This window comes from Methylomonas sp. HW2-6, assembly GCF_052474525.1.
Genome location: NZ_CP184124.1, coordinates 25,659 through 42,422 on the forward strand (window position 1 = coordinate 25,659; position 16,764 = coordinate 42,422).

The following is a 16,764-nucleotide window of genomic DNA, read 5'->3' on the forward strand; positions in this document are numbered from 1 at the left end:
CCAGAGAGAAACCAAGATGGCAGGTAAAACCTTATACGACAAATTGTGGGACGACCACGTCGTTCACACCGAAGACGACGGCTCGTGCTTAATCTATATCGACCGCCAGTTGCTGCATGAAGTGACTTCACCGCAAGCCTTCGACGGCATGCGGATCTCGGGCCGCAAACCCTGGCGCGTGGCGCGCAATCTGGCGGTGGCCGACCATAACGTGCCGACATCGGGCCGCGCCCAAGGCATTGCCGATCCGGTTTCGAGATTGCAGGTGCAAACCCTGGAAAACAACTGCGCCGAGTTCGGTATTACCGAATTCGACATGGCCGACATCCGCCAAGGCATCGTGCATGTGGTCGGCCCGGAACAAGGCGCCACCCTGCCCGGCATGACCGTGGTCTGCGGCGACTCGCATACCTCGACTCACGGCGCATCGGCCGCGCTGGCCTTCGGTATCGGCACCTCTGAAGTCGAACACGCCCTGGCGACGCAGACGCTGGTACAAAAGAAAGCCAAAAACATGTTGATCAAGGTCAACGGCAAAACCGGTCCCGGCGTCACCGCCAAAGACATCGTGTTGGCGATCATCGGCCAAATCGGCACTGCCGGCGGCACCGGCTACACCATCGAATTCGGCGGCGACGCCATCCGTGAGCTGAGCATGGAAGGCCGCATGACCGTCTGCAACATGGCCATCGAAGCCGGCGCCCGCGCCGGTTTGATCGCCTGCGACGAAAAAACCATCGAGTTCTACCGCGACCGCCCCTATTCGCCGAAAGGCGAAGACTGGAACATGGCGGTGCGTTACTGGGAAAAACTGCATTCCGACGCCGACGCCAAATTCGACAAAGTGATCGAATTCGACGCCGCCGCGATCAAACCGCAAGTGAGCTGGGGCACCTCGCCGGAAATGGTATTGCCGGTCGACGCCAGCATTCCCGACCCGACTCAAGAAGCCGATCCGGTCAAAAAGCAAAGCATCGAACGCGCGTTGCAATACATGGGCTTGCAGGCCGGCCAGAAGATCACCGACATCAAATTGGACAAAGTCTTCATCGGTTCCTGCACCAACTCGCGCATCGAAGACCTGCGCGCGGCGGCAGCGGCAATCAAAGGCCGCAAGAAAGCCGCTTCGGTCAAGCAAGTACTGGTCGTGCCCGGTTCCGGCCTGATCAAGCAGCAAGCCGAAGCCGAAGGTCTGGACAAAATCTTCATCGCGGCCGATTTCGAATGGCGCGAACCCGGCTGCTCGATGTGTCTGGCAATGAATGCCGACCGGCTGGACGCCGGCGAACATTGCGCCTCGACCTCCAACCGCAACTTCGAAGGCCGCCAGGGTTACGGCGGCCGCACCCACTTGGTCAGCCCCGCGATGGCTGCCGCGGCAGCGATTGCCGGCCACTTTGTCAACGTCGCCGAGGAGGCTTAAACCATGCAGGCTTTTACCACTTTGACCGCTTTGGTTGCACCGCTGGATCGAGCCAACGTCGACACCGATGCGATTATTCCGAAACAGTTTTTGAAGTCGATCCGCCGCGCCGGTTTCGGTCCGTATTTGTTCGACGAATGGCGTTATCTGGACCGCGGCGAGCCGGAAATGGATTGCAGCAACCGGCCGCTGAATAAAGACTTCGTGTTGAACCAACCGCAGTACCAAGGCGCGCAAATCCTGTTGACCCGGGAAAACTTCGGTTGCGGCTCGTCGCGCGAACACGCGCCGTGGGCGCTGGAAGATTTCGGTTTCCGCGCCATTATTGCGCCGAGCTTCGCCGATATCTTCTTTAACAACTGCTTCAAGAACGGCATCCTGCCGATCGTGCTGCCCGCTGAAACAGTGGACCGCTTGTTCAAGGAACTGGCTGACGGTTACCAATTGACCATCGACCTTGAAACCCAAACCATCACCACGCCCGGCGGCGAGGCGATTGCCTTTAGCGTCGACGAAAACCGCCGCTACCGTTTGCTGAACGGCTTGGACGACATCGCACTGACCTTGCAACACGCGGACAAGATCAAGGCTTACGAAACGGAACGCGCCAAACGCGCGCCCTGGTTGTTCAGAGAAGCTTAAACCGCAAGCATAAGGTCGATTGATGCCCAAAAAAATCGCCGTGTTACCGGGTGACGGCATAGGCCCGGAAATCGTCGCCGAAGCCCTGAAGGTGTTGAGTTTTGTCAACACCGACATGGGCCTCGGCCTCAGTTTCGAGACTGCGCTGGTTGGCGGCGCCGCTTACGACGCCTTCGGCACGCCGCTGCCGCAACAAACCTTGAACCTGTGCAAGAACGCCGACGCAGTGCTGCTGGGAGCAGTGGGTGGCCCGAAATGGGAACCGTTGGCGCACGCGATCCGGCCGGAACGCGGCTTGTTGGGCATCCGCTCGGAGCTGAACCTGTTTTCCAACTTGCGGCCGGCGATTTTGTACCCGCAACTGGTGCACGCCTCGACGCTGAAACCGGAAGTGGTTTCCGGCCTGGATCTGATGATTGTCCGCGAGTTGACCGGAGGCATCTACTTCGGCCAACCGCGCGGCATCCATATTGCCGAATCCGGGGAAAAGGTCGGCGCCAATACCGAAATTTACAGCGAATCCGAAATTCGCCGTATTGCCCATTCCGCATTCCGTATCGCTCAAAAACGCCATAAAAGGCTGTGCTCGGTCGACAAAGCCAACGTGCTGGAAGTCACCGAATTATGGCGCAACGTGATGACCGAAGTCGGCAAGGACTATCCCGACATCGAGCTGAGCCACATGTACGTCGACAATGCGGCAATGCAGTTGGTGCGGGCACCGAAACAGTTCGATGTCATCGTTACGACCAATATGTTCGGCGATATCTTATCCGACGTTGCGGCGATGCTGACCGGTTCGATCGGCATGCTGCCGTCGGCTTCGCTGGACGCCAATGCCAAGGGCATGTACGAACCGATCCACGGTTCGGCGCCGGACATCGCCGGCCAAGGCATCGCCAATCCGCTGGCGACGATTTTGTCGGTGGCGATGATGCTCAGATACACCTTCAACCAACCCGAAGCGGCCGAACGCATCGAAGCGGCGGTCAATGCGGCGCTGGATTCCAACGTGCGCACCGCCGATATTTACTCGGACGGCATGACCCAAGTCACTACGTCCGGCATGGGCGACGCCGTTCTCAAAGCTTTACAAGGATAATCCACGATGTCTAAAACCTACGATGTAGCGGTCGTCGGCGCCACCGGCGCGGTCGGCGAAACCATGATTTCCATTCTGGAAGAGCGCAATTTCCCGGTCGGCAAAGTGTATGCGCTGGCCAGCGAACGTTCGGCGGGCAAACGCATTCCATTTAAAGACGGCTCGCTGGTCGTTGAAGATTTAGCTACATTCGATTTTTCCAAAGTCCAGATCGGCCTGTTCTCGCCCGGTGCCTCGGTATCGGCCGAATACGCACCGAAAGCCGCGGCGGCCGGCTGCGTCGTGATCGACAACACCTCGCAATTTCGCTACGACGACGACATCCCGCTGGTGGTGCCGGAAGTCAATCCGGACAAAGTCGCCGACTACAAGAACCGCGGCATCATCGCCAACCCGAATTGCTCCACCATTCAGATGCTGGTGGCCTTGAAACCGATTTACGATGCAGTCGGCATCAGCCGCATCAACGTCGCCACTTATCAGGCCGTATCCGGCACCGGCAAGGAAGCGATCGAAGAACTGGCGACGCAAACCGCCAATTTGTTAAATGCGAAACCGGTTTCGCCCAGCGTTTATCCGAAACAGATCGCCTTCAACGTATTGCCGCAAATCGACGTGTTCATGGACAACGGCTACACCAAGGAAGAAATGAAAATGGTCTGGGAAACTCGAAAAATCCTGGGCGATGCCGATATCCTGGTTAATCCCACCGCGGTGCGGGTGCCGGTATTTTTCGGTCACTCCGAAGCGGTACATATCGAGACCAAACAGAAAATATCCGCGGCACGCGTGCGCGAATTGCTGAGCCATGCGCCGGGCGTCACCTTGCTGGACGAACGAGAAAACGGCGGCTATCCGACTGCAGTAACGGAGTCCTCCGGCCACGACGACGTCTTCGTCGGCAGGATCCGCGAAGATATCTCGCATCCAAGCGGAATCGATCTGTGGGTAGTCAGCGATAACGTCAGAAAGGGTGCCGCGCTTAACAGTGTGCAGATTGCCGAACTGCTGGTAAAAAGCCACATCTAGTCTAAGCTTAGCTCTGTTTTTTGTGAGGTCGTCGCACCGAGGTGTCACCAGTGAAGGAAAGCAATGTGAGCAATTTAACTAAAGCTTTAGCGGTTGTCTCGCTACTGGCGCCGGTTAACGCCCTGCCGCTCGGCATCGGCGAAATACAATTGCATTCCGCGCTGAATCAACACCTCAATGCCGAAATTAAACTGACCGTCGACCCGAGCGAAAATCCGTCCGACGTGTCGGTTCGCTTGGCGCCGCCGGAGAAGTTCGACCAAGCAGGCGTAGTCTGGAATTATTTTCTGTCGAAAATCAGGTTCGAGCCTGTCGTACAGGCCAACGGCTCCATCCTTGTCAAAATCACTTCGCGGGAAGTGTTGACCGAGCCGTTTCTGGACTTCCTGTTGGAAGTCACCTGGCCGCAAGGCAGCATGACCCGCGAATTCACGCTGCTGATAGACCCGCCCACCGCCTACAACAAAGCCACGATCCCGGTCGTCCAAAGTCCGAGTTATTCCGAGGAACCGCTTGAAGTGCCCCCCCGCCCTGCCCGGAAAACCCGCACCGCACCGCGGCGAGCGGTCGCAGCGGAGCCGGGCGATAGCGCCAATCAGCAAATTGCTACCGACGGCGAATACGGTCCCATACAAAAAACCGACACGTTATGGAGTGTCGCCGCTCGACTAGGCCAAGAACGCAATGTGCCGACGTATCAAATGCTGAATGCATTGCATAGAGCCAATCCCGAGGCATTCAATAACGGCAACATCAACTCGCTGAAAGAAGGCGCCCTGTTAAAAATCCCGAACCTGGAGCCGGGCCAACAACCGCTACGGGCAGAGTCCAAACCAGCGGCCAAACAGGCAAAGACCGAACCGGCAGCGACAGAAAAAGTCGCCAAACCGTTGGAGCTGATCGCCCCGTCGGAAGCTAAACTTGGCACCAATACCGCTATTGGCGAGAAAGCCAAATCCGGCTCGCATTCGACGGCCCCGCATGCCGGCGCCGAAAGCGCGGCGGAAGCCTCCGGCGACGGCAAAGATCTCGAACTGCAAGCCCGCATCGAAAAGCTGGAACAACAGCTGAACATGATGCAGCAGTTGCTGGCATTAAAAGACCAGCAACTCGCGTCGCTACAAAACAATAAACAAACACCAGCGCAAGCCGAAACTGTGCCGTCGCCAGCTCCGGCTCCGGCTCCGGCTCAGACAGCGCCTGCGGTAACGCCACAAGCAAAAGCGGAACCCAGCCAGACGCAAGCGCCAACCCCAGCTCCAGCACCAACAGCGGAACAACCTGCGCCACAGCCGGCTCCGCCACCAGCGCCGAAGCCGGTAATAAAAGTAGCGCCGCCGGCTCCGGCTCCGGCTCCCGAAGAGGAAGGGCTATTTTCGTCCGATGCTTACTATTGGGTCATCGGCGGCCTGGGCAGCGGCGTGCTCGGGTTACTGGGCTGGTTACTCTGGCGCAAGCGGAACATAGACGAACGCATCAACACCGAAAGCATGTTTGCTTCGGCCAGCCAAATCCAAATGCCGGATTCTGAAAGCAGTCTCTCGGTGCCGATCATGGACATCAGCAACACGTCCGAATACGACGTCGGCACTGTCGGGGAAAGTTCGTTTATCAGCGATTTCACGCCGAGCGATTTCGACGCGTTCGACACCGACCAAAACGAAGTCGACCCAATCTCGGAAGCCGACGTTTATCTGGCATACGGCCGCTACCAACAAGCTGAAGAATTGATCCGGCATGCGATTCAGGAACAGCCGAACCGCGACGAATGCAAACTGAAACTACTGGAAATCTTTTACGCCAGCGAAAATAAAGACGCTTTCTGCGCTTACGCCAGAGAGCTGGCCGACGCCGGCAAAAAAGCCGACAAGCCGTTCTGGAAAAAAATTGCGGACATGGCCAAAGAAATTGCGGCGGACTCTCCCCTATTCGCTGCCGAAGCCGACCATTCCAGCGCAGCTGTTGCGGCAGTTGCGGTTAACGAATCATTCGAGCCCACCTTCGTTACAGCCCCGTCGACCGAAGCCGAAACGGCCACTCTGGAAGATGACTCGGTGTTCGCGCTACTGGATAACGAATTGGCGGATCTGGACCTGGATCTCGATAAAAACCTGGAACTGGACGATAACGGCCTGGATTTCGATTTAGGCGAATTCGACGGCGGCGCGAAATCCAAAACGCCGGACCTGAAAAGCGTATCCCTTGACCACGCCGCCCCTGCGGATCGGGACGAACCGACTGTCGACGATAAACATATCGAATCCTTTGATTTCAATTTAGATTTCACCGCGCCGGGAGTGGACGAGAAACCCCAATCCGCCGCCGTCAGCGACGACCTTGCGTTGGAGACCATAGAATTCTCCAGCATTGCCGACGACGAGCCGCAAACCGCAGACAGCGCGTCCGCAGCAAACGCCAGCATCGATAGCTTCGATTTTAATTTCGAGCTGGAAGCGCCAAAAACAGCTAAGTCCGAGCAGGTTGCCTACAATGGACTGGCATCTGCTGAGGAATCGACGCTGGAGATTGAAGGTTTCGATTTCAGCGACGTGGTCACGGAAGTGACGCAAGCTGAACCAGCAGCAGCGGAGCCGGTTGTAGCCGATATCGAAAGCTTCGATTTTAATTTCGATGCAGACCTAGCGGCTCCCGAGTTGGCAAGCACTGCCCACAAAGCCGATTCGCCGCTGAATCTGGAATCCGAATTAAAACTGGAAACATTCGACTTCTCCGACTTCGACAGTCTGAGTCCGAAACCGGCCGAAACCGGGGACACGGCTAAATCCGACGCAATAGACGATTTCAATTTCGAATTCGATTTCGACGCGCCGATTATCAGCTCCGGCAGCGACGACAAGTTCGAAGTTGGCGTATCCGATCTGACCGACATGGACGAGTACGAAACCAAAATCGACTTGGCAAAGGCCTATATCGACATGGGCGATTTGGACGCGGCAAAAACGATTGCCGAAGACGTGCTAGCCAAAGGTTCCAAACAACAACAGCAGGTGGCGCAGGCCTTGTTGGACGAATTGAAATAACCCGGAACTGTTTCGCCCGTTTATTCCGCCGCCAGAGCTGTAGCAGCCGCCGTTTAACCGGCGGCCAACGATTTCAATACCGCAGCCTGATTGTTCAACAACCACACCGACTTTTGCTTCAACGCCTCGAAATGCTGGTCGGCCTGTGCCAATTGGTTGGACAGCAAGGCCTGCTCCAGACTTTCGGTCACGGTCCGACAATCGGCAAAATCGAAAAAACAAAAGGTACCGTGCAATTTATGCACAATTTCCCACGCTTGCTGATTAGCCGATTCACCTAAAAGGCGTTCGATATCGGCCAATTGGACCGGCAATTCGGCAAATAACTTGCCGATCAACATTTGGCTGAGCGGCTTGTTATCACGGGTTTTGCCCAACAATTGCCGGGCGTAATAGTCCACACCAACGTCTTCCGCTTGCCACCGTTCTAAGATTTCCTGCAGCCGCGCCAAACGGATCGGCTTGACCAGATAATCGTCGAATCCGACCGCCAATGCCTGTATACGCTGACTTTCCTGCGCATGGGCAGTGACGGCAACGGCCGGCGTCTGGCAGTTCGGACCTGACTGGGAGCGCAACCGGCTGATTAAATCGAAGCCGCTCAGAAACGGCATATTCAAATCCAGAAATAGCAGGCTAAATCGGTGCTGCTCCAATAAACTCCAAGCCTGGCGGCCGTCGCCGGCCAACATCACATCCTGAGTCCATTGCGACAATTGCTCGCAAAGCAGCCAAAGATTGGTTTCGTTGTCGTCGGCTATCAATATTTTACAGTCAGCAGCCATGGTTAAATCCGCTATTGCGCCGTCCGGCTCAAGTCGATTGGAAAGCTCAGTTTAATTTCGGCCGATCTGGAATTCAATTCGCCCGCAGACTGCAAGCATAAAAAAACCCCGGTTCCTTACGGAGACCGGGGTTTCTGGCCAAAGCCGGGATGAATTACATCATGCCGCCCATGCCGCCCATGCCGCCCATATCAGGCATTGCCGGGCCTTTGTTGTCGCTTGGCGCGTCAGCGATCATCACTTCGGTGGTGATCATCAGACCGGCAACGGAAGCGGCGTTTTGCAGCGCTGAACGAGTCACTTTCGCCGGATCCAGAATACCCATCGCGATCATGTCGCCGTATTCGCCGGTTGCAGCGTTGTAACCAAAGTTGCCACTGCCTTTTTTGACTTCGTTCAGAACGACCGAGGCTTCATCGCCGGCATTGCTGACGATTTGACGCAAAGGCTCTTCCATCGCGCGGCGCAGGATGCTGATACCGACGTCTTGGTCGTGGTTGATGCCTTTCAGGCCTTCCAGAGCAGACAGGGCACGGATCAGCGCAGTACCGCCGCCGGCCACCACACCTTCTTCAACCGCAGCGCGAGTTGAATGCAGGGCGTCTTCGACGCGGGCTTTTTTCTCTTTCATTTCCACTTCGGTTGCGGCGCCGACTTTGATGACCGCAACACCGCCAGCCAGTTTGGCCAGACGTTCTTGCAGTTTTTCACGGTCGTAATCGGAAGTCGCTTCGTCGGCTTGAGCGCGGATTTGCGCAACACGGCCTTTGATTTGGTCTTCGTTACCAGCGCCATCGATGATGGTGGTGTTTTCTTTGTTGATTTGGACGCGTTTTGCAGTACCCAATTGGCTGATGTCGGCTTTTTCCAGAGACAGACCGACTTCTTCAGAAATCACCACACCGCCGGTCAGTACAGCAATGTCTTCCAGCATGGCTTTACGACGATCGCCGAAGCCTGGGGCTTTAACCGCAGCCACTTTAACGATACCGCGCATGTTGTTGACCACCAGAGTAGCCAAAGCTTCGCCTTCGACGTCTTCAGCGATGATCAACAAAGAGCGACCGGATTTGGCCACGCCTTCCAGAATCGGCAACATTTCGCGGATGTTGGAGATTTTTTTGTCGTACAGCAACACGAAAGGATCGTCCAATTCGACGCTCATGCTTTCTTGTTTGTTGATGAAGTATGGTGACAAATAGCCGCGGTCGAATTGCATACCTTCGACGACGTCCAAATCATTATCCAGACCGGTGCCTTCTTCAACGGTGATGACGCCTTCTTTACCGACTTTTTCCATCGCTTCGGCGATGATGTCGCCGACAGATGCATCGGAGTTAGCTGAAATAGTACCAACTTGAGCGATGGCTTTGCTGTCGCTGCACGGAATAGAGGCCTCTTCGATGGCTGCAACCGCTTTAGTTACCGCCAGATCGATACCGCGTTTCAGGTCCATCGGGTTCATGCCCGCTGCGACTGATTTCAGGCCTTCGTTGACGATGGCTTGCGCCAGCACGGTTGCAGTGGTGGTACCGTCACCGGCCACGTCTGAAGTTTTGGACGCCACTTCTTTAACCATTTGCGCGCCCATGTTTTCGAATTTGTCTTTCAATTCGATTTCTTTCGCAACAGACACACCGTCTTTGGTGATGGTCGGTGCGCCGAAACTTTTGTCCAGCACGGCGTTACGGCCTTTAGGGCCCAGAGTTACCTTAACCGCGTTCGCCAGAATGTTGACACCGGCTACCATCAAAGCACGGGCGTCGCCACCGAATTTCACGTCTTTTGCTGCCATTTTTTAATTCCTAAATATTTAAAGAGATTGAAAAAGATAAATGAGGTGAATAGGGCTTAGCCCAAGATGCCCATGATGTCTTCTTCGCGCATGACGATATATTGCTCGCCATCGACTTTAACTTCGGTGCCGGAATATTTACCGAACAATACTTTGTCACCGACTTTGACTGCCATAGGACGTACTTGGCCGTTGTCTAACGGTTTACCTGAGCCAACAGCCAGCACTTCACCTTCGCTCGGTTTTTCGGCGGCAGAACCCGGCAGCACGATACCGCCAGCGGTTTTGGTCTCTTCCTCAACACGTTTTACGACTACACGGTCATGTAACGGACGAATTTTCATCAATGTCTCCTCGATTAATAAAGTTAAAGGTTAAAACTGATAAGCTTTTTAAAAAGCCGACCGCTCCAGAGCGGACTACGCGTTTTTTAAACAACTTGCAATTTATTAGCACTCTCCAATAACGAGTGCTAATAATATCCGGGTTTTGCACTCTGTCAAGCTCTTTGGCATCATCTGCGGCCCAGCCACCACTATCCGCGTTATGAACGACGAACAACTGCTCCGCTACAGCCGGCAGATCATGCTGCCGCAAATCGACATCACCGGTCAGCAAAAACTGCTGGACGCCAAAATCCTGATCGTCGGTGCCGGCGGCTTGGGTTCGCCGGCCTCGATGTATCTCGCCGCTGCCGGTGTCGGCAGCATTACCTTGTACGACGACGATCAAGTGGACCTGAGTAATTTGCAGCGGCAAATAGCCCACGACACAGCCGATATAGGGTTGGATAAAGTAATTTCAACCCGGCAGACGCTGGAAAAAATTAATCCGGAGGTGGCTGTGGTGGCGCGCAAGCAAAGGCTAGCCGGCGCCGAATTGCGGCACGAAGTCGAATTAGCCGACGTGGTGCTGGATTGCAGCGACAATTTCGCCACCCGTTTCGCCATCAACCAAGCCTGCGTAGAACAAAGGACCCCGTTGGTATCCGGCGCCGCGATCCGTTTCGAGGGCCAAATCAGCGTGTTCACGCCCGGCCGCAACCAAAGCCCGTGCTACAACTGCCTGTACCAAAGCGACGGCGAAGAGTTGCAAAATTGCGCCAGGAACGGCGTGGTCGCCCCGATCACCGGCATCGTCGGCAGCATGCAGGCGCTAGAGACGATAAAATTGCTGACCGGAATCGGCAATCCGTTGATCGGACGCTTATTGATGCTGGACGGCCTGAGTATGGAATGGCGCACGATGCGGTTAAAGAAAAACCCGAGTTGCCCAACCTGCGGCGATACGGCCGGCGGACACGCATAAAAAAGCCGGGATAAGCCCGGCTTTTACCGATCACGTTGGCGACTCAGCTTTTGCCAAGTTTGCCTTTGACCGCGTCAATCGCTTTGGCCACCGCGTTCAACACCGGCGATTCGCTGTCGCCGTGCGGCTCAATGTCGCCGAACGGCTCGCCGTTTTTCATTGTGTACATATAAATGAAATACCCTAACGGTGCGAACGCGAAGATGGCAATAATCAGCATCAAAACCACCAGTTCGATAACTCCGCCCATAACTACCTCCAACTATTTGTTTTTATTTTAATTTAGAATAAGGCCACAGGCCTCGGTTACGGACTATAACCCCATAACCAACAAGGAACAAGCAGAAGATGACGATTGTCAATCCGAAGCGCATGCCGGCCCGAATCGGCGCCGAAAAACCGCGCACAGCCCCTCTGCCACAACCGTTTTTCTGAGACCATGAAGCAAAATCCGCAAACCCTTTGGCACAACCTGGCGCCGGAGCAGTTACTGTCGCAATTGGACGTGCAACTCGGCGCCGGCCTGTCCAGCCAAACCGCCCAGTCCAGACTGGAACAAGCCGGCCCCAACCGCCTGACGCCGCCGCGCGGCAAGGGTCCGTTGCGCTTACTGCTCAGCCAATTCCACCAACCGCTGATCTACATTCTGCTGTTTTCAGCCGCCACCACCGCCTTCCTGGAAGAATGGGCCGACAGCAGCGTCATATTCGGCGTAGTGCTGGTCAACGCCATCATCGGCTTCATCCAGGAAGCCAACGCGCTGAAAGCGATCAATGCCCTCGCCCAAACCCTGAACGTCAGCGCCAATGTACTGCGCGACGGCCAACGTCGGACAATAGCGGCCGCCGACTTGGTGCCCGGCGATTTGGTCTATCTGCAATCCGGTGATAAGGTGCCGGCCGATTTGCGACTGCTGCAAACCCGTGAACTGAAAATAGACGAAGCGGCTTTGACCGGCGAGTCCGTGCCCGCCCAAAAACAGGCCCAGACCTTACCCGCCGCGACCTTATTGGCCGACCGCACCAATATGGCTTATTCGTCGACGCTGGTCAGTTACGGCAGCGCCTTGGCAGTAGTAGTCGGCACCGGCGACGACACCGAAATCGGCCGCATCAACCGTTTGATCGCGGCGGCCGAACCGCTGGAAACGCCGTTGACCCGGAAAATGAGCCAATTCAGCCAATTGCTGCTGTGGGCCATCGTCGCCTGCGCGGCGCTGACATTTGCCGTCGGCGTCTGGCGCGGCGAAAGCGCGCTGGATATGTTCATGGCCGCCGTGGCATTGGCGGTCGGCGCGATTCCGGAAGGCTTGCCGGCGGCGCTGACCATCACGCTGGCGATCGGCGTCTCGCGCATGGCCAAGCGCAATGCGATCATCCGCAAACTGCCTGCCGTGGAAACCTTGGGCAGCACCACGGTGATCTGTTCCGACAAAACCGGCACGCTGACCCAAAACCAAATGACGGTGCAATTCGTTTATGCCGGCGGCGAGCAGTTCGCCGTCAGCGGCAGCGGCTACACGCCGGACGGCGAATTTCAAGCGGCCGGCCAACCGGTCGATCCGCAACAAAAACCGGCTCTGCTCGAATGCCTGAAAGCCGGCCTGCTGTGCAACGATGCCCGCTTGATCGCCGATGTCGACAGTTGGCGGATCGAAGGTGATCCGACCGAGGCGGCGTTGTTGGTTTCCGCCCACAAAGCCGGTTTGCACCACGCCAGCGTCAGCAAGGGCCATCCGCGGCTGGACACCATTCCGTTCGAATCGCAATACCAGTTCATGGCCACGCTGCACCGTAATCTGGCGCTGGACGAACGCCACGTTTACTTGAAAGGCTCGCTGGAAAGCTTGCTCGACCGCTGCGACCGCGCGTTTTCCGCCGATTTGCAACAGGTTCCGCTCGACAAAGCCCAACTGCAACGCCAAGTCGAAATCCTGGCCGCGCAAGGGCTGCGCGTGCTGGCCTTCGCCCGTACCGACCACGGCGACGATGCCGTCGACCAGAGCGAAGTCCGCAGCGGCCTGACATTTCTCGGCCTGCAAGCGATGATAGACCCGCCGCGGCCGGAAGCGGCCCGGGCGATAGCCGCCTGCTACCGGGCCGGCATCGCCGTAAAAATGATCACTGGCGACCACCCGGTCACGGCTTTGGCAATCGCCAAGCAACTCGGCATGCGCCACAGCGAAAAAGCCATCACCGGCAGCGAACTGGAAAATTACGCCGAAGCCGACTATCTACAGCAGGTCGAACATTGCAGCGTTTACGCCCGCATCGCCCCGGAGCAAAAACTGCTTCTGGTCCGCGCCCTACAAGCCAAAGGCCACGTCGTGGCGATGACCGGCGACGGCGTCAACGACGCGCCGGCCTTGCGTCAGGCCAACATCGGCGTAGCGATGGGGCTGGGCGGCACCGAAGTCGCCAAGGAAGCGGCAGCCATGGTGCTGACCGACGACCATTTCGCGACGATAGAAGCCGCCGTCGAAGAAGGCCGCGGCGTGTTCGACAATCTGGTGAAGTTCATCGCTTGGACCCTGCCCACCAATCTCGGCGAGGGCCTGGTCATCACCGCAGCGGTATTCGCCAACGTGGCATTGCCGATCACACCGCTGCAGATTTTGTGGATCAATATGACCACGGCCGTGCTATTGGGATTGATGCTGGCCTTCGAACCCAAGGAACCGGGCTTGATGCAGCGTCAGCCGCGCAATCCGGAGCAGCCGATCCTGACCCGACACTTGCTGTTTCGGATCTGTCTGGTCGGCGTGCTATTGCTGGCCGGCGCGTTCGGCTTGTTCGAATGGGAATTGACGCAGCAAGCAACCCTGGCCAAAGCCCGTACGGTCTCGGTAAACGTGTTCGTATTCGGCGAATTGTTTTATTTGTTCAATTGCCGTTCTTTACGTTATTCGATGTTTAAAGTCGGCGTATTTTCCAATCCCTGGGTCTTGGTCGGCGTCAGCGCCATGATTGCCCTGCAGTTATTGTTCACTTACTGGCCGGTCATGCAGCAATTGTTCGGCAGCGCGGCGATCGGCCAGGACGAATGGCTATTGATTTTGGCGGTCAGCCTGGCGATTTACGCCATCGTCGGCCTGGAAAAGTTACTGCTGCGCCGCTTCGGCCGCCGCCGTTGACGCTGTCTGCAATGCCGACAACAGCAAGGCCAAACTATCCAACGACTGTTTGGCATCCGCGTCCCGGGCTTCGGTCTGGGCGCGGACGATAGCGCCGTCTATCGCGACCGCCGCCGCTTGCGCCAGCGCATCGCGCTGAGGCGTATCAACCAGCAATTCCCGAATCGCCATCGCCATGTCCTGCTTATGGCTCTGGCAAATCTCGACGACATCCGGCAACGCGCCGCCCAGTTCGGCAACGCTATTGATAAATGCGCAGCCGCGGTAAATCGGCTTGCGGAACCATTCCGCCATCACCTCGACCAGCGGCAATAGCCCGCTTCCCGCATAGCCGCCATGGCGCCGGATCGCGTCGGCAAACCATTCCATCCAGATCCGGTGCCGGTAATCCAGAAACGCCCGAATCAAAGCGTTCTTGCTCGGAAAGTGGCGGTAGAACGTGACTTTGGTAACGCCCGACTCGGCGATCACTTTATCGACGCCGGTGGCGCGAATACCTTCGCGGTAAAACAAGTCGTGCGCCGCCAACAAAATTCGCTCGCGCGCGGGTAATTCGGAAGCGGTTTTCGAGGGATCCATGGCCATGGCCCGATTGTAGACAACTCTGTCTACTATTGCTACCATGACCATGTAGACAAATCTGTCTACATAATCCTCATTTTTCGGGAGCGCACTATGGAAACCAAACCACCCCTTCCCCCGTTCACCGCCGAAACCGCCGCGCAAAAAGTGCGGATGGCCGAAGACGCCTGGAACAGCCGCGATCCGGATCGGGTCGTGCAGGTCTATACCGAACACAGCCGCTGGCGCAACCGGGCAGAATTTCCGGTGGGCCGGCAACAGATCAAAGAATTTTTGCAACGCAAATGGGCCAGGGAACTAGACTACCGGTTAATCAAGGAATTATGGGCATTTACCGATAACCGCATCGCGGTTCGGTTTGCGTACGAATGGCACGACGACGCCGGCAACTGGTTCCGCAGTTACGGCAACGAAAATTGGGAATTTAACGAATTTGGCCTGATGCAGCGCCGCTTTGCCAGCATCAACGATTTGCCGATCACAGACAACGGGCGCCTGTTTCACTGGCCGCTGGGCCGCCGTCCCGACGATCACGCCGGGTTGACCGATTTGGGTTTGTGAGCGTAGAGAAATTTCACCGAAATTAAACAGGGGCGAATAAATTCGCCTTTCCCCAAACAAAAAGGGGCGGTTAAACCGCCCCTGCCGTTCTTCTAAGTCGAAAACGACTTAGTGGCTAACGTCGACCTTGCCGCCTTTGGGCTGGCCGATCTCGCCCAGCATTTTGTTGAACCAGTCGGCATCGATATTGAACGGCTTGCCACCTTTGATGCGCGGGAATTCGATCGCACGCAACACGTTGCCGTTGTCTTCGTCGTGGCCGATCACGCCGGATTCGCGGCGGAAGGCGCATTCGACCGCCAAGTCGGCGCAGGATTTGATCAAGCGCATGTCGTCGACGTTGGATGCCGCGGCGCGGGCGAAGTAACCGGATTTTTGCACCAGGGTTTTTTCGGCGCCGACCATTTGCGAGAATTGCTCGCCGAACCACTTGCCGGGATTGACCGCATCCAGTTTGATGTGGCCGAAGGCGTCGCGCGGCACTTCCTGGCCCTTGGCCTGCATTTCGGCGACGATGGACTCGACGCCGGCACCTTCGGAAACGAAGATGTTGACGCAGTCTACTTTGTCCATCACCTCGCGCAGACGCTTGGCTTCGGCTTCCAGATCGATCGCCATTTCCGGGACGAAAACGGCATGGACTTCGTAAGACTCGCGGCTCAAGCCCAATTCCGGCAGCCACTCGGCTTTATCCAGCAGTTTGCGGTATTCCTGGGCGGTAGCAGCGGTCAACCAGCCGCAGTTGCGGCCCATGACTTCGTGGACGATCAGCATGCGCGGGTTGGCGTTGTTCTCGGCCACCACGTTCATGAAGTAGCGCGCGCCTTGCTCGGCGGCAGTCCAGGCACCCAGCGATTGCTTGATCGGGAACACGTCGTTGTCGACGGTTTTCGGCAAACCGATCACGGTCAGACCATAGTTGTTCTTCGCCAAAAATGCCGCCAGATCGGCCGCGGCGGTATTGGTGTCGTCGCCGCCGATGGTGTGCAGAATATCGACGCCGTCCTTGATCAACTGGTCGGCCGCGACTTTTTGCGGATCTTCGCCTTCTTTAACCAATCCGCGTTTGACGCAGTCTTTGACATTCGTCAGTTTGACCCGGCTATTGCCGATCACGGAACCCCCGAAACGTTGCAGTAAACCGGCTTTTTGACGCACTTCCGCGGTGACAGGGTATGAATCTCCCAGCAACAGGCCTTTGTAGCCGCCGCGGTAGCAGATGATTTCGATACTCGGATCAATTTCCGTGTAACGTTCAATCAAGCTGCCGATAGCAGAGTTCAGACATGGCGCCAAACCGCCAGCGGTAAGAATTGCGACTTTTTTTGGTTTACTCATGAGCGTTTCGAATAAATAGTTATGA

The 16,764-nt window shown here is 56.6% G+C and carries 14 protein-coding genes; 8 read left to right on the forward strand and 6 right to left on the reverse strand.

Translation table 11 applies throughout. The features are described 5' to 3' along the window. Positions 1-16 precede the first annotated feature (16 nt). The 5 genes from leuC to ACH518_RS01100 all read left to right on the forward strand — a co-directional run bounded on the left by leuC (position 17) and on the right by ACH518_RS01100 (position 7,237). Complete coding sequence (gene leuC, locus ACH518_RS01080; RefSeq protein WP_140912440.1) at positions 17-1,423, forward strand: 3-isopropylmalate dehydratase large subunit; 1,407 nt, start codon at positions 17-19, stop codon at positions 1,421-1,423. 3 nt (positions 1,424-1,426) lie between these two features. Beyond that, entirely contained in the window at positions 1,427-2,065 is a 639-nt protein-coding gene (gene leuD, locus ACH518_RS01085; RefSeq protein ID WP_140912441.1) for a 3-isopropylmalate dehydratase small subunit, read from the forward strand. Positions 2,066-2,087: 22 nt separating this feature from the next. Beyond that, positions 2,088-3,167 carry a 3-isopropylmalate dehydrogenase gene (gene leuB / locus ACH518_RS01090; RefSeq protein WP_140912442.1) on the forward strand — a complete coding sequence of 360 codons (1,080 nt, stop codon included), beginning with the start codon at positions 2,088-2,090 and terminating at the stop codon, positions 3,165-3,167. Positions 3,168-3,173: 6 nt separating this feature from the next. After that, positions 3,174-4,196: an aspartate-semialdehyde dehydrogenase gene (locus ACH518_RS01095; RefSeq protein WP_445371551.1), complete on the forward strand. Its 1,023-nt coding sequence runs from the start codon at positions 3,174-3,176 to the stop codon at positions 4,194-4,196. Positions 4,197-4,261: 65 nt separating this feature from the next. Continuing rightward, positions 4,262-7,237: a FimV/HubP family polar landmark protein gene (locus ACH518_RS01100; RefSeq protein WP_445371552.1), complete on the forward strand. Its 2,976-nt coding sequence runs from the start codon at positions 4,262-4,264 to the stop codon at positions 7,235-7,237. Positions 7,238-7,290: 53 nt separating this feature from the next. Here the strand turns inward: ACH518_RS01100 and ACH518_RS01105 are convergent, their stop codons facing one another. From ACH518_RS01105 to groES, 3 genes are all read right to left on the reverse strand, one after another. Then, positions 7,291-8,022: an Hpt domain-containing response regulator gene (locus tag ACH518_RS01105; RefSeq protein WP_445371553.1), complete on the reverse strand. Its 732-nt coding sequence runs from the start codon at positions 8,020-8,022 to the stop codon at positions 7,291-7,293. Positions 8,023-8,176: 154 nt separating this feature from the next. Continuing rightward, the gene (gene groL / locus ACH518_RS01110) at positions 8,177-9,817 is read right to left on the reverse strand and encodes a chaperonin GroEL (protein WP_140912446.1); all 1,641 of its coding nucleotides are present in this window, start codon (positions 9,815-9,817) and stop codon (positions 8,177-8,179) included. A gap of 56 nt (positions 9,818-9,873) precedes the next feature. After that, positions 9,874-10,161 carry a co-chaperone GroES gene (gene groES / locus ACH518_RS01115; RefSeq protein ID WP_054760220.1) on the reverse strand — a complete coding sequence of 96 codons (288 nt, stop codon included), beginning with the start codon at positions 10,159-10,161 and terminating at the stop codon, positions 9,874-9,876. A gap of 202 nt (positions 10,162-10,363) precedes the next feature. Here groES and ACH518_RS01120 point away from each other — a divergent pair, with 202 nt between their 5' ends. Beyond that, entirely contained in the window at positions 10,364-11,125 is a 762-nt protein-coding gene (locus tag ACH518_RS01120) for a HesA/MoeB/ThiF family protein (RefSeq protein ID WP_445371554.1), read from the forward strand. Positions 11,126-11,168: 43 nt separating this feature from the next. Here ACH518_RS01120 and ACH518_RS01125 read toward each other — a convergent pair whose 3' ends face one another. Further along, complete coding sequence (locus ACH518_RS01125; RefSeq protein WP_278210659.1) at positions 11,169-11,375, reverse strand: hypothetical protein; 207 nt, start codon at positions 11,373-11,375, stop codon at positions 11,169-11,171. A gap of 189 nt (positions 11,376-11,564) precedes the next feature. On the opposite strand from ACH518_RS01125, the gene ACH518_RS01130 reads away from it, so the two are divergent. Continuing rightward, complete coding sequence (locus ACH518_RS01130; RefSeq protein ID WP_445371555.1) at positions 11,565-14,258, forward strand: cation-transporting P-type ATPase; 2,694 nt, start codon at positions 11,565-11,567, stop codon at positions 14,256-14,258. Here the strand turns inward: ACH518_RS01130 and ACH518_RS01135 are convergent. After that, on the reverse strand, positions 14,226-14,837 hold the full coding sequence (locus tag ACH518_RS01135) for a TetR/AcrR family transcriptional regulator (protein WP_445371556.1): 612 nt from the start codon (positions 14,835-14,837) through the stop codon (positions 14,226-14,228). The genes ACH518_RS01130 and ACH518_RS01135 overlap by 33 nt on opposite strands. A gap of 96 nt (positions 14,838-14,933) precedes the next feature. Between ACH518_RS01135 and ACH518_RS01140 the strand changes: the two genes are divergently transcribed. Continuing rightward, complete coding sequence (locus tag ACH518_RS01140; protein WP_445371557.1) at positions 14,934-15,401, forward strand: nuclear transport factor 2 family protein; 468 nt, start codon at positions 14,934-14,936, stop codon at positions 15,399-15,401. 108 nt (positions 15,402-15,509) lie between these two features. Here ACH518_RS01140 and ACH518_RS01145 read toward each other — a convergent pair whose 3' ends face one another. Next, complete coding sequence (locus ACH518_RS01145) at positions 15,510-16,739, reverse strand: pyrophosphate--fructose-6-phosphate 1-phosphotransferase (protein WP_445371558.1); 1,230 nt, start codon at positions 16,737-16,739, stop codon at positions 15,510-15,512. Positions 16,740-16,764: the final 25 nt, after the last annotated feature.